The organism is Sedimenticola hydrogenitrophicus, assembly GCF_025175675.1.
GTDB lineage: Bacteria > Pseudomonadota > Gammaproteobacteria > Chromatiales > Chromatiaceae > Sedimenticola > Sedimenticola hydrogenitrophicus.
Genome location: NZ_JANIOA010000029.1, coordinates 14,892 through 35,372, shown reverse-complemented (window position 1 = coordinate 35,372; position 20,481 = coordinate 14,892). Strand labels below are relative to the sequence as shown.

The 20,481-nt window shown below is 58.1% G+C and carries 13 protein-coding genes and 2 CRISPR repeat arrays; of the genes, 9 read left to right on the top strand and 4 right to left on the bottom strand.

From position 1 onward, the window contains the following. Positions 1-6 precede the first annotated feature (6 nt). Complete coding sequence (locus tag NPX02_RS15105) at positions 7-549, bottom strand: thioredoxin family protein (protein ID WP_418067343.1); 543 nt, start codon at positions 547-549, stop codon at positions 7-9. 628 nt (positions 550-1,177) lie between these two features. On the opposite strand from NPX02_RS15105, the gene NPX02_RS15100 reads away from it, so the two are divergent. From NPX02_RS15100 to cas2e, 9 genes are all read left to right on the top strand, one after another. Then, positions 1,178-2,143: a helix-turn-helix transcriptional regulator gene (locus tag NPX02_RS15100; RefSeq protein ID WP_260294595.1), complete on the top strand. Its 966-nt coding sequence runs from the start codon at positions 1,178-1,180 to the stop codon at positions 2,141-2,143. Between the two features lie 171 nt (positions 2,144-2,314). After that, complete coding sequence (gene cas3, locus NPX02_RS15095; RefSeq protein WP_335342585.1) at positions 2,315-4,903, top strand: CRISPR-associated helicase Cas3'; 2,589 nt, start codon at positions 2,315-2,317, stop codon at positions 4,901-4,903. Between the two features lie 11 nt (positions 4,904-4,914). Next, the gene (casA, locus tag NPX02_RS15090) at positions 4,915-6,423 is read left to right on the top strand and encodes a type I-E CRISPR-associated protein Cse1/CasA (RefSeq protein WP_260294594.1); all 1,509 of its coding nucleotides are present in this window, start codon (positions 4,915-4,917) and stop codon (positions 6,421-6,423) included. A gap of 4 nt (positions 6,424-6,427) precedes the next feature. Beyond that, positions 6,428-6,982 carry a type I-E CRISPR-associated protein Cse2/CasB gene (gene casB, locus NPX02_RS15085; protein WP_260294593.1) on the top strand — a complete coding sequence of 185 codons (555 nt, stop codon included), beginning with the start codon at positions 6,428-6,430 and terminating at the stop codon, positions 6,980-6,982. Next, on the top strand, positions 6,979-7,623 hold the full coding sequence (gene cas6e / locus NPX02_RS15080) for a type I-E CRISPR-associated protein Cas6/Cse3/CasE (RefSeq protein ID WP_260294592.1): 645 nt from the start codon (positions 6,979-6,981) through the stop codon (positions 7,621-7,623). The genes casB and cas6e overlap by 4 nt, the downstream gene beginning before the upstream one ends. A gap of 14 nt (positions 7,624-7,637) precedes the next feature. Next, entirely contained in the window at positions 7,638-8,666 is a 1,029-nt protein-coding gene (gene cas7e, locus NPX02_RS15075; RefSeq protein ID WP_260294591.1) for a type I-E CRISPR-associated protein Cas7/Cse4/CasC, read from the top strand. 8 nt (positions 8,667-8,674) lie between these two features. Next, positions 8,675-9,385 carry a type I-E CRISPR-associated protein Cas5/CasD gene (gene cas5e / locus NPX02_RS15070; RefSeq protein WP_260294590.1) on the top strand — a complete coding sequence of 237 codons (711 nt, stop codon included), beginning with the start codon at positions 8,675-8,677 and terminating at the stop codon, positions 9,383-9,385. 5 nt (positions 9,386-9,390) lie between these two features. Further along, a complete protein-coding gene (gene cas1e, locus NPX02_RS15065; RefSeq protein ID WP_260294589.1) occupies positions 9,391-10,266 on the top strand; it encodes a type I-E CRISPR-associated endonuclease Cas1e in 876 nt (291 codons plus the stop codon). A 25-nt stretch (positions 10,267-10,291) separates the two neighbouring features. Beyond that, positions 10,292-10,531 carry a type I-E CRISPR-associated endoribonuclease Cas2e gene (cas2e, locus tag NPX02_RS21630; protein WP_260294624.1) on the top strand — a complete coding sequence of 80 codons (240 nt, stop codon included), beginning with the start codon at positions 10,292-10,294 and terminating at the stop codon, positions 10,529-10,531. A gap of 47 nt (positions 10,532-10,578) precedes the next feature. After that, a CRISPR array of direct repeats spans positions 10,579-13,534; the repeat unit is 28 nt; unit sequence GTCTTCCCCACGCCCGTGGGGGTGTTTC. 135 nt (positions 13,535-13,669) lie between these two features. On the opposite strand, the gene NPX02_RS15055 is transcribed toward cas2e, so the two are convergent. The 3 genes from NPX02_RS15055 to istA are packed head-to-tail and all read right to left on the bottom strand — an operon-like array spanning position 13,670 to position 16,213. Further along, positions 13,670-13,873: a hypothetical protein gene (locus NPX02_RS15055; protein WP_260294588.1), complete on the bottom strand. Its 204-nt coding sequence runs from the start codon at positions 13,871-13,873 to the stop codon at positions 13,670-13,672. A gap of 2 nt (positions 13,874-13,875) precedes the next feature. After that, positions 13,876-14,700, bottom strand: coding sequence for an IS21-like element helper ATPase IstB (gene istB, locus NPX02_RS15050; RefSeq protein ID WP_260294587.1), 825 nt, complete (start codon positions 14,698-14,700; stop codon positions 13,876-13,878). Then, positions 14,684-16,213: an IS21 family transposase gene (gene istA, locus NPX02_RS15045; protein WP_260294586.1), complete on the bottom strand. Its 1,530-nt coding sequence runs from the start codon at positions 16,211-16,213 to the stop codon at positions 14,684-14,686. Before istA ends, istB begins: the two co-directional genes overlap by 17 nt. A 764-nt stretch (positions 16,214-16,977) precedes the next feature. After that, positions 16,978-19,627: direct repeats of the CRISPR family, unit length 28 nt; unit sequence GTCTTCCCCACGCCCGTGGGGGTGTTTC. Positions 19,628-20,481: the final 854 nt, after the last annotated feature.

Here is a 20,481-nt window from a genome sequence, read left to right as displayed (position 1 = left end):
CAGCGTTCAGTTGGCTTGTTGTCTGGCGCGCTTATAGCGGGTGAAACTCATCTCCCGGAACACCTCATCGACCACATATTCGCCAAACCACTGGAACTCCTCCGGGCCGTTGGTGGCCCCGGTGTAGCGGGCACCCTTGATCGGATCGCCGTTGAGATCGAAGAAGGCGAACACCGGAGTCGCGCGGACCCGGTTGCCCTTGAAGGCAAAATCCTTCTCGGTGGTTAGTTGACCCTTGAAGTCGGTGATCTCGACATCGCCCTCGATATCGACACTCAACACCAGGAAGTGCTGTTTGAAGTAATCCTGGATCTCCGGCTGATTGAGCACCGTCTGCTTCATGCGATGACAAAAGGGGCACTCATCCATCTCGAACATGATCAGAATGGCCTTTTTGCCGTCCTGCCGGGCCGTTTCCAGCTCCTCGCTGAAATCCCCCAGCGTCTGGTCGAAAAAGTACCGGCCGGGATCGCGCGGAGTGCCGCCCTGGGCCGCCAGCACCGCCAGCGAGAGTACCAGGCCCAGACCGAGCCGTTGCATAAGTCGCATCATCACACCTCCTCCTCAACCGCCGCACGCTTTTCTAGTTATCTGTGCACAAGCCCCACCGGCCGATCTTCAATACACCCGGCATCCGTGAGGACATGACCGCAGTATATCTTCAGATCGTCTCAACAAGAGATAGTGGTTTTCACCAACAAGCCCCCTCGGGATCACCAAGGCCGCAGGCAGAAAGGATAGTTCCAACGCAATCGCAATTGTAAATCAAGTTTCGGAGTTCGCAGTACTTGTAGGGTGGATAAGCTTGCGCATCCACCGCCATCCGATTCATTGTGGATGCGCTGATGCTTATCCTCCCTCGAATTCAGCGATTCGGGCTTTGTGAAATGAACTCCGAAACTTGAGTTGTAAAAAAGGGTGGCGTGGGAATGCCACTGTGATCCCCCCTGGCCTTTTCTGAACCCCTGTCTCTGCCGCAAGCCCATCGTGGAGCCGGAATCAGTTAACGAGGGCGGTCGAAGTCTTGAACAGGCATGGTGTTCGTGTGTATTGTGGTCGCCAGCTAAAATGAATCGAATTCCTCAGCACTTTACGAGGTTATTTCCGCTGGTCAGGGAGGTAGCTCGCTTAATACCGGCGGCCGCCAGAGATAACAACAATAAACCAGGGATCGACCGTGGGCGTCACCAGCCGAATATTCCAGTTACACCAGCTCCTGAAAAAGGAACGCCGTCTCTCGCTGCAGCGGATGATGGAGCGTCTCGAGGTCTCCAGGGCTACCATCAAACGCGATCTGGACCTGCTGCGCGATCAACTTGGGGCGCCGCTGATCTACGACCGGCACGACAATGCCTACTACTACGATACCGGGCAAGGTGAATTCGAGCTTCCGGGACTCTGGTTCAATAAAAGCGAACTCTACGCCCTGCTTGCCAGTGAGCAGTTGCTGGAGAGCGTACAGCCCGGGTTCCTCGGCCCTCACATCGGCCCGCTGAAGACACGCATCCGCGCCCTGCTGGAGAAGAGCGGCCATACCAGCAACACCGTCACCTCCCGCATCGTGCTGCAGCCGATGGGCAGCCGTGGCCTGGAAAGCCACTGTTTCGGCACCGTCGCCGGCGCCGTGCTGGATGGCAATGTGCTCGATATCGACTACCACGGCAGGGGGAAGGGAGAACGGACCCGGCGACGGATCCACCCCTATCGTCTGCTCCACTACCGCGATAACTGGTATGCCATCGCCTGGTGTGAGTCGGCGGATGCACTGCGCACCTTCTCGCTGGACCGGATCACGGATACCCATATCCAGGCCATTCCGCAGCGCCAGATAGACGAAGCAGCGCTCAAGCACCACCTCGATGCGGGCTTCGGCATCTTCACTGATGAAGCGAGCGACTGGGCGGTGCTGCGCTTTTCGCCGCGCATGTCCCGTTGGGTCGCCGACGAACAGTGGCATCCCAAACAGGTCGGGAAGTGGCTTGGCGAATGCTATGAGCTGCATGTCCCTTATGCCAATCCCACGGAGCTGCTGATGGACATCCTCAAATATGGCCCGGATGTAGAGGTGGTGGGGCCGGCGGCGCTCAGTGCCAAGGTGGAGGAGCGACTGCTCCAGGCGCTGCAGCACTACCAAAAACCGTAACCCGGATGGCAGCAGGGTCAATATATGAGCCAGTTATCGGTTAGAGTTGATGCTCTCATGGACTGAAAGTCGAAGACAAGAAGAGGAACGACATACCAATAATGGAGATGGAGCCTTGGATCGAATAGTGGCGGCGTATAGCAGTACAGATAACCGTTGATTGGAGATGTTGTGCTGGGAAGAGAGAAAAATACAAATTCTGGGGAGCAATGCACCGTTCCTTTTGATCAATGCCCCGCGAAAACATTTCGGGACATGACGGGTGAAGTGCGTCCGGGCCGTAGTGTACTTAACCACTGCCAGATTGTTGGTGAGGTCGCCAGGGAGATCATTGCCCGTTTTCCGCAGAATTTGAGTAAACGCCTTTTCCCACCAGGGGCACCGATGGCACCGGCTAGCCATGACATTGGAAAGGTCAGCCCCTATTTTTTTGAAAGAATCCGTAGAAATTGCACTACGGGCACTAGCGAACTTCCGGCACAGCCAAACATCAACTTGACGCTGGAATATGACTGGGGTGGTCACGCCGGAGTGAGTCAGGTAACGGCCAAGGCACTCGGCGCCCCTGATTTTGTACCTGAGATCCTGGGGCAGCACCATGGCTACTCGCCACCGGTCGGCGGGAAAAGGGCTGACGATGAGGTATTTGGCGGGGCATCATGGCAGGCCGAACGCAAGGCTCTGGTCGAAGAACTCAAGAAATTACTTGGTACTGACTGGCCTGTCGTTGAATCTCTCCCCCAAGCGCGACTGTTGGCTGGGCTGACTTCCGTTGCTGACTGGATCGGCTCAGGTGAGTTTTTTGAAGACCCCGCTTCACCATGGCAAGAGAAGATCTTCCGTGCATTGGACGCCGCCGGTTTTATCCCTCCGAAATATCACTCGAATCTGTCGTTCAGTCAGGTGTTCAGTTTTGAGCCACGCCCCGCTCAACATCAACTTATACAGCAGGTCATATCGCCGGGAGTATACGTTCTTGAGGCACCCATGGGACTGGGAAAAACTGAGGCCGCGCTGTACGCCGCCTATCACATGCTCGACAGCGGGCAGGCGAGTGGGATCTATTTTGCCCTACCCACGCAACTCACCTCGAACAAGATTTATGAGCGCTTCAATGATTTTCTTAAAGTGATACTGGCGCCAAATTGTGCTCACCGCTCCTTGCTGCTGCATGGCAAAGCATGGATGCTTGAAGAAAACGAAATGGGCGAGGAGGGACGGCCGGGTGGTGCATGGTTCAACCATGCCAAGCGTGGTCTGTTGGCACCCTTTGCGGTCGGCACCATTGACCAGGCGTTGATGGCGGCAATGAATGTCAAGCACGGTTTCGTCCGTGCCTTTGGCTTGGCCGGTAAGGTAGTCATTCTGGACGAGGTGCATACATACGACGCCTATACCGGCACACTACTTGATGCGCTGGTTGAGCTGTTACGAGAGCTGCACTGCACGGTAATTATCCTCAGCGCAACTTTGAACCGGGATCGTCGTCGGCAAATGCTGGGGTGTGATCTGAAAAGCGACGAATACCCTCTGATCACTTCCGCACCTCGGCAGCAAGAGGTGGCCGAAATCTATGTACCCATAGTCGCTCATCAGACTGTCGCCATCAGCATGGTCGAGAGTGACATGAGCGCCATCAATGAAGCCATCGACCGCGCGCTCCAGGGACAGCAGGTGTTGTGGATCGAAAATACGGTAGTAGAAGCCCAGCAACGCTATCTTGATCTGGCCGCGCGGGCCTGTGAGTTGGGACTAACCTGTGGTTTGCTGCACTCGCGCTACACCGCCGACGATCGTCAGCGGATTGAAGACCACTGGGTCAACCTCTACGGCAAACCGGGCTGGCCGCAGCGCCAGCGGCAAGGGCGCATCCTTGTAGGTACCCAGGTACTAGAGCAGTCGCTGGATATCGATGCTGACTTTCTGGTCAGTCGCTTTGCGCCCACCGACATGTTGCTGCAACGCACGGGCCGCCTGTGGCGCCACGCCGATACCCCCAGATGTCCCGCTGCCGTGTGTGAAGCCTGGCTGCTGACTCCAGCCCTTGAGCAGGCCGTGGCAGCGCCACAACAGGCCTTTGGCAACACCGCCTTTGTATACAGCCCCTATGTGCTGTGCCGCACTCTGGGGGTCTGGCAGCAGCGGCCGTCCATCAACCTGCCGGGTGATATACGAACACTGATTGAGCAGACCTACGTCCAACGTGATGAAATTGACTACATGGCCAAATGGCTGGATGAGCTGGACAACGGCACGCGTTGGCGTACTGGTCGCAAGGCCTTGCATCAGTTGGCGCGTGTAACCCTGGCTGAATCAGGCAAAACCCTGCCCGAGAGCAAGGCACAGACCCGCTACAGCGAAACGGATAGCCACGAGGTGTTGCTGCTGCGTAGTTTGGCATTCCTGCCTGAACAGCGCGCCAGTCGTCTGACCTTGCTGGACGGGGAGCAGTTACTATTGCCGTGGGATCGTCACAGGTTACGCAAGCGCGAGTGGCGTAGGCTTAGTGTGAAGCTGATGCGCCAGATTGTGCCGGCGCGCATACAGGACGCCCCCACGAAGTTGCGTATCGACGAACTGATGAAAGTTGGTTTACACCACTGTTTCTACCTCGGCCATCCGGAGCAGGATGAAGCGATATTGCGGGTGGCCCTGGTGGATGAAACAGGTACACTGCAAGGCTTACAAGGTGCCAGTGTTCACCAAGAGCATCGCTTGGATTATCGGGATGACTTGGGTTACCGGGTTATAAAAGACTAAGGACAGAGATTATGGAAAACCGTTTCAATCTGGTGGATGAACCCTGGATACCAGTGGCGGATGTCGGCCGGGCCGGCTTGCGGCAGATATTCACCCATCCGGAATATAGGAGTCTGGGTGGCAACCCGGTGCAGAAGATCGCCCTGATGAAGCTGTTGCTGGCCATCGCCCAGGCGGCGGTGACACCGGAGGATGACCGTGAGTGGAAGGCTCTTGGGGCTGAGGGGCTGTCTCGCCGTTGCGCAGAGTACCTGGAGAAGTGGCATGACCGCTTCTATCTCTATGGTGAACGACCGTTTTTGCAGATGCCGGCCATTGCGGCGGCGGCGCTACAGAGCTATGGCGCCGTCCTGCCGGAGGTGTCCACCGGGAACACCACGGTGCTAAGTCAGACTCAGGTGCAACGACCACTGGATGATGCCGACAAGGCGGTGTTGCTGGTCAGTCTGATGGGGTTTGCCCTGGCGGGGAAAAAAACCGACAACAGCATAACGCTGACACCAAGCTATCAGGGAAAGCGGAATGATAAGGGCAAGCCGTCCTCCAGCAAGCCCGGTCCGTCGGTCGCGCACATGGGACTATTGCACAACTATTTCCTTGGTGACGCTATACAGCAAACACTCTGGCTCAATCTACTGACATCACGGCAGATTGAACAGACCAACATTTTCTCGCATGGCATCGGCGGCGCACCCTGGGAGCTGATGCCGGTTGGGGAAGATTGCCCAGTGGCGCAGAGGTTAAAGCAATCACTCATGGGGAGGCTAGTGCCGTTATGCCGTTTTTGCCTCTTAGCCGATGAAGGGCTGCATTACTCTGAAGGTCTAACACATGCCAGCCACAAGGAAGGTGTCACTGACCCAACCGTCGCCGTGAATAATTCAGGAAAAGAGCCAAAGGCACTCTGGGTTAATCCAGAAAAACGCCCCTGGCGCGAGCTGACTTCACTACTGGGCTTTATCGGACATGAGCAAATCCAGGGGTTTCAAAGCAGACAGATCAGTGCCGGCTTAGATCGCGCACGCGATAGTACAGCAACCTTTGCCATCTGGTCAGGTGGGTTGCGAGTCAGCAGCAATGCCGGTGAGCAGTATGCCTCCGGAAGTGATGACTTTGTCGAGTCAACGATCTGGCTGCATAGCGACATGCTGGGTGACAGCTGGTTTGCACAGCTCAAGGCGGAGATGAATGCCCTCAATGAGCTGGCCAAAGGGCTCTATGGTCGAGTGATCGGCTTTTACAAGGAACTGAGTGTCGACGCAAAAAATAGTGGTGGCAAACTTGCCGCGCAGGCAACCCACCTCTTCTGGCAACTCTGCGAGCGCAATTTTCAGGCGCTGGTGGATAGTTGTGACCCTAACGAGCAGGGCCGTCTGCAACGGCAGCGACTGCGCAAACGCTTTGCCGGCAACATTCAGCAAGCCTACGACCAGTACTGCCCAAAAGAAACCGCACGACAGCTTGATGCCTGGGCCAAGTGCCGACCGAGTAATAGCAAATACCTGAAACAGGAGGCGTGAGGGAATGGAAGCGGTAGAAACCCAAAAGCAAAGCAGTGATAAATATCACGAGTGGGAGATGCGTTTCGTCAATGGTGTCGTCCAGCAGTGCCAGCAGGATAAAGGGCTTGCCGCACGCCTGCGGCGGGCGGATAACCCGGCAACTGAATACCAAAGCTGGGAACTGCTGGCTTCGTATGGCATCGACCTTGAGCGTGAATATCAACGGTTACCGTTTGTCGCCATCGCAGCGGCGATTGCCAAGTCCAAGGCGGAGCGCAACGGTACACTGTCTCTGGGCAGGGCAATCGCCGCCTGCTATGAGGAGGGCCGGGAAAGCAGCCAGGCTAAGGCACGACTCAGACGCTTGCTGGCCTGCTCTGACCTGGCCGAAGTGAGCCGAATCCTGCGCTCGCTCTTTTCGCTCATCGACAGCAAGGCCAGACAGCCGCTCGACTTCATTCGCCTGCTCGGGCAGTTACACCGCTTTTCATTTAATGATCAGCAGGTCAAAGCGCAGTGGGCACAGGAGTTTTACAGCCAGCCGGTGAATGAAAACGCACAGGAGGAAGGCACATGAGCATGATCGCCAGCGTGCTGCACCTCGATCGCAAGGCGGTCAAGGCGCTGCGAATCACTGACCCCTACTCCCTGCATCGGGTGGTCTACAGCCTGTATGAGGATGTGCGTGAAGCCAGGGAGAAAAGCGCGAGCCAGAGTAGCGGCATCCTGTTTGCTGACCAGGGCGGCGATTTTTCCGGTCGTCGCATCCTTTTGCTGGCAAACCGTGCACCCGCCGATTGTATTGGCGGCCTGTACGGCGAGGTACAGAGCAGGCCGGTGGCGAACGGTTTTCTCGATCATGACCACTATCGCTTCAAGATCATCGTCAACCCGACACGGCGCGATAGCGCCAGCCGCAAGCTGTTGCCGATCAAGGGGCGCGAGGCGATTGGTGAATGGTTCACGGAACGGGCGCAACAGAGCTGGGGCTTTCGTGTGTCGCCACAACACCTGCAGGTGGATAAAGTTGAAGTGCTGAATTTCAACGACAAACAGCATAATCCCGTCACCATCGCCCAAGCACACGTGCAAGGCCAACTCCGTGTTACCGATCGAGAACAGTTTCGCAACAGTTTCACTCAGGGCATTGGCCGCGCCCGCACTTTTGGCTGCGGTCTGCTGCAGATCGTGCCTCTTATCGACAATCCCTTTGCCTGAAAAGGAAATTCAATATGACTAACGCATATACCAACACCCGCTTCGAATACCATATCCTGCAATCCTTCCCCGTCACTTGTCTAAACCGTGATGACGTGGGGGCGCCGAAGACCGCCATCGTGGGTGGGGTGACCCGCGCCCGCGTCAGCTCGCAGTGTTGGAAACGGCAGGTTCGTCAGGAGATGCAGAAATTTGGCGTCAAGCTAGCGGCGCGTACCAAACAGGCCCAAGGGCTTTTCACTCAAGCCTGCCTTGAGTCCGGGGCCGACGAGGAAAAGGCAGCGGCATGCGGAAAGAAGATGGCCGATCTGTTGATTGATGATACCTTGCTGTTTATCAGCGGAACAGAGGCCAAGGCCTTCGCCGAATATGCCAAAGAACATGAGTTTGATGAATCCACGCTAAAAGAAAAAGAGCTCGCCAAAGTTGCAAAGAAAGCGATCAACCCAGCGGTGGACGCATTGGATATCGCCCTGTTTGGCCGCATGGTAGCCAAGGCAGCCGATATGAACGTCGAGGCGGCCGCCTCCTTCGCCCATGCCATCTCCACCCACAAAGTGAGTAATGAGGTGGAATTTTTCACCGCCCTGGATGACCTGCAAACCGAGCCAGGCTCGGCGCATATGGGCAGCCTGGAGTTCAATTCTGCGACCTATTACCGCTATATCAGCCTCGACCTGGGACAACTGGCCCAGTCTTTGGGTGAGGATGACCTCAAAAAAGCCATTGCGGCATTTACCCAGGCACTTTATGTCGCCGTCCCCAGTGCCCGCCAAACCACCCAGTCCGGCGCTAGCCCCTGGGAGTTTGCACGGGTCATGGTACGCAAGGGGCAGCGCCTGCAGGTGCCGTTTGAAACGGCAGTCAAGGCGAAGGATGGCGGCTATTCGCAACCCAGCATCGAGACTCTCAAGAGTTACCTGGACAAGAAGGAGAAACTCTCTGGCTCCCTATTTGGCAAGCAGGCCAGCTATGACTGGGGTGAGGATGAAAATTTCAGCATCGATGACCTCGTCACCGCACTGCAAAGCCATGTTCAGTGAGGTGCCCTATGAGCGATCCCTATCTGCTCCTCTGGCTGGAAGCGCCCTTGCAGTCATGGGGGCATGACTCGAAATTTGGCCGTCGCGACAGCCTCGATTTTCCTACCAAGTCCGGCGTGTTGGGCCTACTCTGTTGTGCCCGCGGCGCTGGTGGCGAGGAAGCGCAATGGCTCAGTGCGTGGGCCGATCTGGACATGCAACTGGTTGCCTATGTGCCGAAGGACAGGAATGGCAACACGCAGCACCGGCAGCCACTGCTAAGGGATTTTCACATGGTTGGCAGCGGCTATGATGACCGTGACCCGTGGGAAGGTCTGTTGATCCCGAAAACCAGCGAGGGGAAAAAGGCCGTTGGCGGTGGCACAAAAATGACCTACCGCTACTACCTGCAGGAGATGGCTTATGCCGTCGCCCTGCAGGCCCCGCTGGCAATGGTCGATGAGGTAGTACAAGCGCTGTCCAGCCCGGTCTGGGATCTCTACCTGGGTCGCAAGAACTGTGCGCCAACCGAATTCATTGGCCAAGGTGTATTTGACACTGCAGCCGAGGCACTGCAAGCCGCTGAGGTGCTATCTGCTGAGAAGAACCGTTCGTTTGTCTTCCGGGTACTACAGGGTGAACACGATGGTGAGGTGTTGATCCTGAATGACGTGCCTCTGCAATTTGGGGAACGGAAAAAATATCGGGATCGGCGGGTTACGGTTCAAAAAAGGGAGTAATTGCCATGGCAGCGGGACAGCGTCTGTTCGTCAAGGTAACACGGGATTCCCTACCGCGGGTCAAGGATAAATATCCGTTTATCTACCTGGAGCGTGGGAGGCTGGAGATCGACGACAGCAGCATCAAATGGATAGATGCCGATCGAAACGTTGTACCCCTGCCGGTGGCGACCCTCAATACCCTGCTCCTCGGACCCGGCACCACGGTCACACACGATGCGATCAAAACAGCGGTGGCGGCTAACTGCTCAGTCTGTTGGGTGGGTGAGGATACGCTACTGTTCTATGCTGCGGGTTTTCTACCCACAGCGGATACCCGCAACCTCAGGCACCAGATTGAATTGTCGGCCAACCCGAAAAAGTCACTGGAAGTGGCGCGCAGAATGTTTGCCCGCCGCTTTCCCGAAGCCGATCTGGATGGCAAAGGCCTCAAGGAGATGATGGGGATGGAGGGTCACCGTGTCCGTGCTCTCTACCAACAAAAGGCCGAGGAGTATCAGGTTGGCTGGAAAGGTCGTAACTTCACCCCCGGAAAGTTCGACCTGAGTGACATCACCAATCAGGTGCTCACCGCCGCCAATGCCGCGTTGTACGGTATTCTCTGTTCTGCGGTGCACAGCATGGGCTACCTGCCCCATGTTGGCTTTATCCACTCGGGAAGTCCCTTGCCGTTAGTCTATGACCTGGCCGACCTGTACAAGGAACACCTATGTATTGATCTTGCCTTCTCCCTAACTCGCGATCTGGCAGGCCGGTACGATAAGCACAAGGTATCTGCTGCCTTTCGTCAGCGGGTTATCGAGATGGACCTGCTGGCGAAACTGGCCGAAGACATACCAGACGTGCTGGGGGATAAGCGTGCTCGTCGTTATCGCAAATGATCTTCCCCCCGCCGTGCGCGGACGTATGAAGCTCTGGTTTGTCGAGCCAAAGCCAAATGTATTCGTATCCGGTATTAGGGATTCGGTCGCCTCAACCGTCATTGATTATCTGTACAGACATTGTCCTCCTGAATCCGGAATAGTCATGTTTCGCTCACTACCAACCGCGCCAGGGTATGAAATAAGAACTATCGGGCCGACGAAAAAGAATCTTACAACCTTGTCAGGGCTACAACTGGTAGTTGAAACCCTGAAATCCCTCTAAATAGCCTATCTTGTGTTTGAGGCTGAGATCTTTAACAATATGTTGGTGTCTTCCCCACGCCCGTGGGGGTGTTTCCGCGAAGGCGTGGCGGGCGCCGATGGTGTTCACGTCTTCCCCACGCCCGTGGGGGTGTTTCCGCCCGGTGATCGCATTGACCAACCGATCAATCGTCTTCCCCACGCCCGTGGGGGTGTTTCCCCATCACAGCACCACCCGCAACGCCGGACTCAGTCTTCCCCACGCCCGTGGGGGTGTTTCCATCAACCGCAACGTGACCCGCATGGTGGCGCCGTCTTCCCCACGCCCGTGGGGGTGTTTCCGTGGTGGTGATCCGAACATGCCTGATATATGGGTCTTCCCCACGCCCGTGGGGGTGTTTCTCAAGATCCACAGCAACTCGCCTTTATCGTCAAGTCTTCCCCACGCCCGTGGGGGTGTTTCCATCCGCTTTACCGCCGAACGGTCGGCAGCCGGGTCTTCCCCACGCCCGTGGGGGTGTTTCCAGATCGGCCAGCTCCGTCTGGATGGCCGCCTGGTCTTCCCCACGCCCGTGGGGGTGTTTCTAGCGCCGACTATGAGGCCTGGGCCCTGGAGGTGTCTTCCCCACGCCCGTGGGGGTGTTTCCACGTTCGACCGGGTCAGCGCCTCTTCTCAAATGTCTTCCCCACGCCCGTGGGGGTGTTTCTGCGGCAATGGCGGCCCACATTGCCGCTGTGAGGTCTTCCCCACGCCCGTGGGGGTGTTTCTGACGTTAGCTGGCAAGAGCTATATTTTTCCTGGTCTTCCCCACGCCCGTGGGGGTGTTTCTTACGCTTACCATGCCTTTCCAGGCGTTGCTGGGTCTTCCCCACGCCCGTGGGGGTGTTTCCATAAGGAACGGGGCTGGTCGATACTGCGCCAAGTCTTCCCCACGCCCGTGGGGGTGTTTCCGATGGCGTTTGCTGGCAAGAGCTATATTTTTCGTCTTCCCCACGCCCGTGGGGGTGTTTCCCTGCAAGCAACGGCATTAACCCGGTCTCCTGGGTCTTCCCCACGCCCGTGGGGGTGTTTCTTACGAAAAGGACCTCCGTGAGATCAAGCCCAGGTCTTCCCCACGCCCGTGGGGGTGTTTCTTAACATACTATGCCACTTGTCCTGATGGTGGTGTCTTCCCCACGCCCGTGGGGGTGTTTCTATGTTCTATTGAACGGTGGAAAACAATGGTCCGTCTTCCCCACGCCCGTGGGGGTGTTTCCGAGGCTGCAAAAGCTCGGGCTGATAAGGCAGAGTCTTCCCCACGCCCGTGGGGGTGTTTCTACATACGGTTTTCTGTAGCCCTAGCTCTTTTAGTCTTCCCCACGCCCGTGGGGGTGTTTCCACCACCAGGCGGCGGGCCATCAGCGGCGCGGAGTCTTCCCCACGCCCGTGGGGGTGTTTCTTAGCTAAGGTCGGTATATGCAACCTCTTTCCAGTCTTCCCCACGCCCGTGGGGGTGTTTCTATCGCTATCTGCGAGAGCAGGGCCACGCCGTAGTCTTCCCCACGCCCGTGGGGGTGTTTCTTACCTCCAGACAGGTACTAGGCAGCCAGGCGGGTCTTCCCCACGCCCGTGGGGGTGTTTCTACATACGCCGGCTGTATCATTGACTACCACCGGTCTTCCCCACGCCCGTGGGGGTGTTTCTATCCTGAAGCAATACCAATGTGTCCAGTAAAGGTCTTCCCCACGCCCGTGGGGGTGTTTCCAAGGCAAGGGGCGGAACCGGGGTGAAGTGGCGGTCTTCCCCACGCCCGTGGGGGTGTTTCTGTCTATGATGTTGTCGCGGGTGATTTTGTCGAGTCTTCCCCACGCCCGTGGGGGTGTTTCCTGAAAAACGCCCTACAAGCGCTGCTGGTCACCGTCTTCCCCACGCCCGTGGGGGTGTTTCCGATCTACTGGAGGTCGTCGGCCAGCTCCCCGCGTCTTCCCCACGCCCGTGGGGGTGTTTCTATAATTATGTCCTTCTGGACGATACGAAACGGGTCTTCCCCACGCCCGTGGGGGTGTTTCTGATCTGCTTTCGGGTTGCTTTGATGTAGTTGTGTCTTCCCCACGCCCGTGGGGGTGTTTCCGACCCGGCCTCCAAAACCTACCGGTCACCCCTGTCTTCCCCACGCCCGTGGGGGTGTTTCCAGGTCGAGTACTTTGATGGGGTTGGTACTCACGTCTTCCCCACGCCCGTGGGGGTGTTTCCAAGGCGGCGTTCAGACAGACCCGACCCGTAAAGTCTTCCCCACGCCCGTGGGGGTGTTTCTTGCGTGATTACCGATTCTGGTAGCGGTCGGAAGTCTTCCCCACGCCCGTGGGGGTGTTTCTGTGTGTGTGTGACTGCACTATATACCACCCCAGTCTTCCCCACGCCCGTGGGGGTGTTTCCTTATAGGACTCCGGCACGATTGCCGCCAGCCCGTCTTCCCCACGCCCGTGGGGGTGTTTCTGAGTACCTCTCGAAGTTGATTTTCATCTACCGGTCTTCCCCACGCCCGTGGGGGTGTTTCCGTGATCTTCCGCCACGACGAGCCGCCGGCCGTGTCTTCCCCACGCCCGTGGGGGTGTTTCCATCTTTCGGTGCTTGGTGCTGCCTGCCACCCGGTCTTCCCCACGCCCGTGGGGGTGTTTCTGATCAGTCCGCCGATTATGACCACCCCGGCGAGTCTTCCCCACGCCCGTGGGGGTGTTTCGGTGACACTGCGACCATACGTGGTCACCCCCAAGTCTTCCCCACGCCCGTGGGGGTGTTTCTGAACCCTTTTTTACTGTGGTGACAGTGCGCCCGTCTTCCCCACGCCCGTGGGGGTGTTTCTACTACGTGTATTGTCCGGGGTGCGGGATCAATGTCTTCCCCACGCCCGTGGGGGTGTTTCCGGGCAGCATCGGAAACCTACAAGCGCGCTCACGTCTTCCCCACGCCCGTGGGGGTGTTTCTTCAATGATTAAGATTAAACATAAAATAAATGGGTCTTCCCCACGCCCGTGGGGGTGTTTCTCGAGAGGGTACTCATTTTGGGGGTGACCACGTGTTGTTGCCGGAGTAAAACCGCGACTATTTGCCGCGACCTGTTTCCGCCTCTAGGCATGGTGGCTCACTGACACCATCGTTCGCGCACGTTAGCCGTCCTGGCTAGAACTCGATGTCGTCGTCGAACTCAAGCTTGGCCTGTAGTTCGTCAACGTCCTGAGAGACGGAAGCTTCCTGCAGGAGACTGATGATCTGGTCACCGTAGGTATCCCAGAGCTGATCTCGCAATCGATCCAGGAACTCGATGATGGTCTGAGCTTCGGCGGGCGACCAGTAAGTGTATAAGCGGGTCACTTTCATCGACATGGTCATTTTTCTCCTGCCGGAGATTTGTCCGTCGCCTTCGCGGGAACGGCCCGTCGGGGTTTGGGCGATTTCTTCTTCCTGGTGGCGCGCTCCTTGGCCTCTTTCATGCGATACGACCCACCCTCGATGACGAGGATTTCTGAGTGATGCACCAGTCGGTCGACAATTGACACGACGCAGGCGGCGTTCGGGAACACCTCGCTCCATTCGGCAAACGGTCGATTCGTGGTCACGATCGTGGGTTTGAGTTCGTAACGGCGGTTGATGATGTTGAACAACAGATCGGCGTGGCGATTGCCGTAGGAGAGATAACCGATCTCGTCGATCACCAGGACGTCCGGGTGGGCATAGTGTTTCAGCCGACGCCGCAGTGCGTTGTCACCATCCTGCGCCGCCAGGTCGCCCAGCATCTGGGCGGCGTTGACGAACAACGCGCTATGTCCTTGCATCACGGCGTGGTGGGCGATGTTCTGTGCGATCATGGATTTGCCGACGCCGTTGGGTCCAACCAGGATGAGGTTGGCGGTCTGCTGGATAAAGCCCAGGGTCATGAACCCGGATACAGCGGCCTGGTCGCACTGTGTCGGCCAACCCCAATCGAAGTCGGCCAGCGGCTTGAAGCGCCCGATGTGCGCCGCACTGAGGCGCCGTTCAAGTCCGCGACGCTTGCGCTCGATCTCTTCCCATTCAATGAGGCTGCGCACCCAGGGCCATTCGGCCTCGGGTGTCTCATCCCAGTGGGCCAGCAGGCCATGCAGTTTCAGCGCGGCAGCGCGTTGCCTTAGGTCGCCGCGTAAGATCGGATCAGCATCAGAGGATGTCGTCATCAGTTTGCTCCGGTTCAGGGTCATCATCGGTATCGGGGTTGAGTTGGTCATAGAGCGCCAACGAAGGCGCACGCACAACGATGTTGCGCGCCTTATCGTTGTCGGGCAGCGTCAGCGTGATCGGTGGTGGTCGATCGCGTAGCTCACGCCGGCGTTCGAGGACTTGCCGCACACCGCTGGGATGGGGTACATCGTTGTTGAGCGCCTCGGCGATGGCCTGCTCAAGTTCGCTCGCGCCGTAGTCATCGAGCAGTTGCACCAGCTCGGCGGTGGCACGTGACAGCGGGGTGCCGCGGTGTGCGGCCTGTTGTAACAGCGCACGACTGGATGGGGCGGCCTGTGCCAGTCGATCCTGGCCGCGATGATGACGCGCGGCGCGTTTGGCGCTGACCAGCGCTTCGAGATGGGCTGGGTCTTCGATCTGCTCGCCCTTGCCATAAGCGCGTGGATGTTCGGCGATCACCTCAGTGCCTGCCAGCACCCGCACCTGATTCAGTGAAGCCTGTACCGTCAAGGCGCGTCGTACCTGTGTGTGCGGCACACTGTAGTCATTGAGATCAAAGCGAACATACGGGGTCTTGCCGACACTCACTTCGAGACGTTCGTCGCTCGGATAGGGATTATCCGGCAATCCGATCAGTTGCCTGCGCTCCTGTTCGAAGGCTTCGCGCACGCTGATACTTGGATCTTCCGGACAGGGGCGATTGGCACTAAAGCCTGAGCACCAGGCGTCGGCTTGCGCATTCAAGTCGTCAACATCCGACCAGGGACGCCCGGCAAAGAAGCTGTCGCGGATATAGCGGATTGCCCGCTCGACACGGCCTTTTTCATTACCCCGCGCCGGCGCCACCGGACGCGGTTCGAAGCGATAGTGCGCCGACAGGTCCAACAGGGTGGGATGAAAGCGGATCGCATCACCCTGTCGTTCGAGTACGGCGGAGCGTAAATTATCGTACAGCAGTACCCTGGGCACGCCGGCACAGGCGTTGAACGCCGCCACATGACCACGCAGGAAGTTGTCCATGCGCTGGTTGAGATAGAAGCGCAGGAAGATCTGCCGGCTCCAACTCAACACCATCACGAAGGCCATCAGGGGGCGCTTTGCCCGGCCAATCTGTACGTGACCGAAGTGTCCCCAGTCAATTTGTCCTTGTTCACCCGGCAGCGTCTTCAGCCGCAGATATGCCTCGCTGGGCCTGCGCGGGCGCAGTTGCGCGACATGCGCCCGAAACTGGCTCGCCCCCCCGGTGTAGCCACGCGCCTGCGCCATGGAATACAGGCGCGCGGCGGTGAGCCGGGGATACTGGGCGAGCGTCTCGATGATCATCGGGTGGTAGGGGTCGACAATCGAGGCTTGGCGGGTGCGTTCGGCCTTGGGCAAGCCCGCCTGAGCAAGCACGCGGTCAACGGCAGAATGGTGAATACCCAGCTGTCGGGCAATGGTGTTCACGCCCCACTGTTCCACGAAGTGATAGCGAAGAATCTTTGCTTCGAGTGCTTTGTCGATGGTCAATGGCGGTCTCCTGCTCGGGCGTTGCTCACGCACGGTGATCTTGACCATCGAGCGCGTTCGTTGGGTCGCAGAAAGTCCTGTCTCAAGCAGGGTTCGCATTCACGACCACAAAACCGGCAACGAATGACGGCAAGGTCTTTACGGTGCGCGTATTCCCGTGGACTTTCCGGTGGTTTTAATGCGAGCAGCAGTAAAACAAGCGCGACCGGCGGTGGGGAACCCTGATGCGTTACTTTTTGTTTTTGGCGGTCCCGGAACCGCTGCTGGCGAGCCGCGTTGGTCAGACGACCATGGCGGGTGCAACGGTAACGAGATCCCGCTCGGCGTAGTGAGGCCTGGCGGGCATGTTCGGCACAGCCGCCTGCGCAATAGACATTCCCCCGGTCGCACCGCCGACAGATAAAGACTTGGCAATGGCAGCGGGCACAGTGGTAAAGACGAGCACTGGTGTTCATCGGCACGAAAGGCCGATGAGGGCTGGATAAAAACCGCGTCTGGTGCGACACTGACACGGCTGTGCGAAAGCACGGTTTGGGGCGTAGCGTCAGTGGTGACGGTCAATCTTAGCTGGCGTTACGCCTGTCTCCTCGGCCAGCTTGTCTTAGCAATATTCCAAAGGTCTGTCACCCGATTAAAGCGATTCAGCTTCCTGGTAAACCCCGCTTTTACCCACTCAGTCACTGACGTTGGCTTCTCTGCAGAACTTCTTCTGGTAGGCAGTCGCGGCAAATAATCGCGGATTTTCGTCGGCACTTACACCACGTGTCTTCCCCACGCCCGTGGGGGTGTTTCCATCCTGCGCGGCTTGTGTCGGGCCTGTGCAGTGTCTTCCCCACGCCCGTGGGGGTGTTTCCAGTGACCAGTGCTGAAATTACCCCGCAAACAGGTCTTCCCCACGCCCGTGGGGGTGTTTCTACCCAGTGGATAGGTAGCCGGGTAGCCGGGTTGTCTTCCCCACGCCCGTGGGGGTGTTTCTGTAAAGCGTGTTCGTATTCCCGCCGATCCTGGGTCTTCCCCACGCCCGTGGGGGTGTTTCCAACGGGTGCTTGTGTTGCGGTTGGGGATCGACGTCTTCCCCACGCCCGTGGGGGTGTTTCGGCGGCATCACTCTTCAGAGTGCCGGCTTTAGGTCTTCCCCACGCCCGTGGGGGTGTTTCTTGAGCGAGTGCGACCAGTGCGCCCAACCCCCCGTCTTCCCCACGCCCGTGGGGGTGTTTCTGTCTACCTGCACGATGAAAACGGCAACCCGCTGTCTTCCCCACGCCCGTGGGGGTGTTTCCCCGGAAACAGATCATTGCATCCCTGCAGGACGGTCTTCCCCACGCCCGTGGGGGTGTTTCTGGATTGGTTCATACTGCAGTCACATACAGAGAGTCTTCCCCACGCCCGTGGGGGTGTTTCTCAGCAACGGTCTCCCTTAGAGATGCGCTAGCGGTCTTCCCCACGCCCGTGGGGGTGTTTCCCCAATAACCCCACTGAACCTCTCATATCCAGTGTCTTCCCCACGCCCGTGGGGGTGTTTCTGGGGTGGTTCATAGTGCAGTCACATTCAGAGAGTCTTCCCCACGCCCGTGGGGGTGTTTCTAGCTTCACTGGGGTTGATATACCCAATGGATTGTCTTCCCCACGCCCGTGGGGGTGTTTCCGAAACCGATAAACGGTCACTGGATGTCAAACTGTCTTCCCCACGCCCGTGGGGGTGTTTCTTAAACACAGACTTACCCGGAGAGTATTGCACAGTCTTCCCCACGCCCGTGGGGGTGTTTCCAAGGGGAGCAACCGGGCTCGAGTAGTCCCCGAGTCTTCCCCACGCCCGTGGGGGTGTTTCTGGATGCACCCATCCGCAAGAGCGGCTGAGATGGTCTTCCCCACGCCCGTGGGGGTGTTTCCTCGTCGCCGATGAAGCCAAGGCCCTGGGCCGCGTCTTCCCCACGCCCGTGGGGGTGTTTCACCAGCCCAAGGGGCGGGTGATCCTGGTACACGGTCTTCCCCACGCCCGTGGGGGTGTTTCTATTTCATTGCCGGTACGGGTGCGCCGGTTGAGGTCTTCCCCACGCCCGTGGGGGTGTTTCTGTTTCTATGAGTGGGGATGGTGGGTCGGTGAAGTCTTCCCCACGCCCGTGGGGGTGTTTCCGACAAAGACCCATCATGGATCAGCTTCATCCCGTCTTCCCCACGCCCGTGGGGGTGTTTCTGGTTCCAGGTCTCCGTCAAAGCGGTCGACGGTGTCTTCCCCACGCCCGTGGGGGTGTTTCCTGCCGATGTGCTGGCGCCGTTGCTTCAGATCAGTCTTCCCCACGCCCGTGGGGGTGTTTCCTGGGGACAGTTGATCCGTGTGGGCCGTAAATAGTCTTCCCCACGCCCGTGGGGGTGTTTCTTGTGCTTAAAGACATTTTTTGTTCCCCTTGTTGTCTTCCCCACGCCCGTGGGGGTGTTTCCGGCATAGGTACGTATGAAAACGGCGGGTTAGAGTCTTCCCCACGCCCGTGGGGGTGTTTCTGGTTATGTCTCAAGGATTGGGCGGACCGCAGCGTCTTCCCCACGCCCGTGGGGGTGTTTCTGCGGTCTTTCAGTGCCATGCGGTGTTACTCGGGTCTTCCCCACGCCCGTGGGGGTGTTTCCAGGGTTTTGTCTATCTCTTGCGGCCGCTGGGAGTCTTCCCCACGCCCGTGGGGGTGTTTCCCGCGATCCGCGATATCTATAACCGCCTGGGCGGTCTTCCCCACGCCCGTGGGGGTGTTTCTGTCGACCAGGGCGCGCCGTATCTCTCGATCATGTCTTCCCCACGCCCGTGGGGGTGTTTCCAATACCGGCACTATCTTGGCCAGCGATACCGGGTCTTCCCCACGCCCGTGGGGGTGTTTCCGAGGCGCAGAGCGGTGCTCCGGTGCTGATCACGTCTTCCCCACGCCCGTGGGGGTGTTTCCGTCCACGAGCTCAAGGATGCGCTGAGTAATGAGTCTTCCCCACGCCCGTGGGGGTGTTTCTCTACGACACATGGGCTACCCCACGCGGGTTGCGTCTTCCCCACGCCCGTGGGGGTGTTTCCAAAAAGGCGGCCGGATCGTTCGGATTGATCTCGTCTTCCCCACGCCCGTGGGGGTGTTTCCAGTTATCCGTACATCATCCCAGTAGGTGTAGGGTCTTCCCCACGCCCGTGGGGGTGTTTCTCAATCGGTATGACTCTGGCCGTGCTGGCTGTCGTCTTCCCCACGCCCGTGGGGGTGTTTCCTTAGCATGAGGCAGGCGTAGATGGCGTTCCCGGTCTTCCCCACGCCCGTGGGGGTGTTTCCCCTGTATCGCTGGCATGAACCGTGGCGGTATTGTCTTCCCCACGCCCGTGGGGGTGTTTCTCTGCTCTACGGGTCCGGCCTGCGACTGAATGAGTCTTCCCCACGCCCGTGGGGGTGTTTCCGATGATGTGTTGGTGGAGACCCGGCGGGGGTTGTAAGTGCCGACGAAAATCCGCGATTATTTGCCGCGACTCCTTACCAGAAGAAATTCTTCATAGAAGCCAACGTCAGCGACTGAGTGGGTAAAAGCGGGGTTTGCCCGGATCGGACCTAGCCCTATACGGTGGGACGACGGTTCCCCCGCGCTAGTGGGGATCGAAAAAGGTGACAAATTTATTTATGCAATATAGATCTGTCACCTGTTTTTGATGGTTGAGGTCCGCAAACGGTATGGGCGGGAGGAACTGGTGACGATGTGGGAGGTACGCGGGGAAGCGGTTGGCACTCAAGACTATGTGGGTGATGATGCATCGTGAGTGATACCCGTCGCCCATCGTCCGGAACGCTCCTGGCCCCAAGCCAGCCGACGACATGCAGCACTCACGACACACTACATATAGCACACCATGGTACAGGTTGAAATCGACGACACCCGGGTACTGGCCGCGCTCTATCGGCTGATCGATGCAGGAACCGATGTCAGGCCGCCACTGGAGGATATCGGCGAGTACCTAGTGCTCTCAACCCGTCAAAGATTCCAACGCGGCGAGGCCGCCGGATGTTATCCCATAGGATCCGTGAAAAAGGTAACAGATTTATTTATGAAATGTAGATCTGTCACCTTTTTTACTGACTGTCCGTTCTGCTTGGGTTTGCTGCCGCACCGGCAGCACAGATACTCAACAACGGGATTCAGGACGACATACGTAGACATCGTGCTCGTTAATGAGCTCGGCTGGGTTGGTTGAGCTGTGCAGCAGTTTGATCCAAGGGTCATCAGATATACAATAAGTAGTACATTATATTGAAGGAACC

Excerpts from the sequence above, each read along its gene's own strand:
- NPX02_RS15105 (WP_418067343.1), bottom strand. The coding sequence starts at position 549 with ATGCGACTTATGCAACGGCTCGGTCTGGGCCTGGTACTCTCGCTGGCG.
- casA (WP_260294594.1), top strand. The coding sequence starts at position 4,915 with ATGGAAAACCGTTTCAATCTGGTGGATGAACCCTGGATACCAGTGGCG.
- casB (WP_260294593.1), top strand. The coding sequence starts at position 6,428 with ATGGAAGCGGTAGAAACCCAAAAGCAAAGCAGTGATAAATATCACGAG.
- cas6e (WP_260294592.1), top strand. The coding sequence starts at position 6,979 with ATGAGCATGATCGCCAGCGTGCTGCACCTCGATCGCAAGGCGGTCAAG.
- cas7e (WP_260294591.1), top strand. The coding sequence starts at position 7,638 with ATGACTAACGCATATACCAACACCCGCTTCGAATACCATATCCTGCAA.
- cas5e (WP_260294590.1), top strand. The coding sequence starts at position 8,675 with ATGAGCGATCCCTATCTGCTCCTCTGGCTGGAAGCGCCCTTGCAGTCA.
- cas1e (WP_260294589.1), top strand. The coding sequence starts at position 9,391 with ATGGCAGCGGGACAGCGTCTGTTCGTCAAGGTAACACGGGATTCCCTA.
- cas2e (WP_260294624.1), top strand. The coding sequence starts at position 10,292 with ATGAAGCTCTGGTTTGTCGAGCCAAAGCCAAATGTATTCGTATCCGGT.
- NPX02_RS15055 (WP_260294588.1), bottom strand. The coding sequence starts at position 13,873 with ATGTCGATGAAAGTGACCCGCTTATACACTTACTGGTCGCCCGCCGAA.
- istB (WP_260294587.1), bottom strand. The coding sequence starts at position 14,700 with ATGACGACATCCTCTGATGCTGATCCGATCTTACGCGGCGACCTAAGG.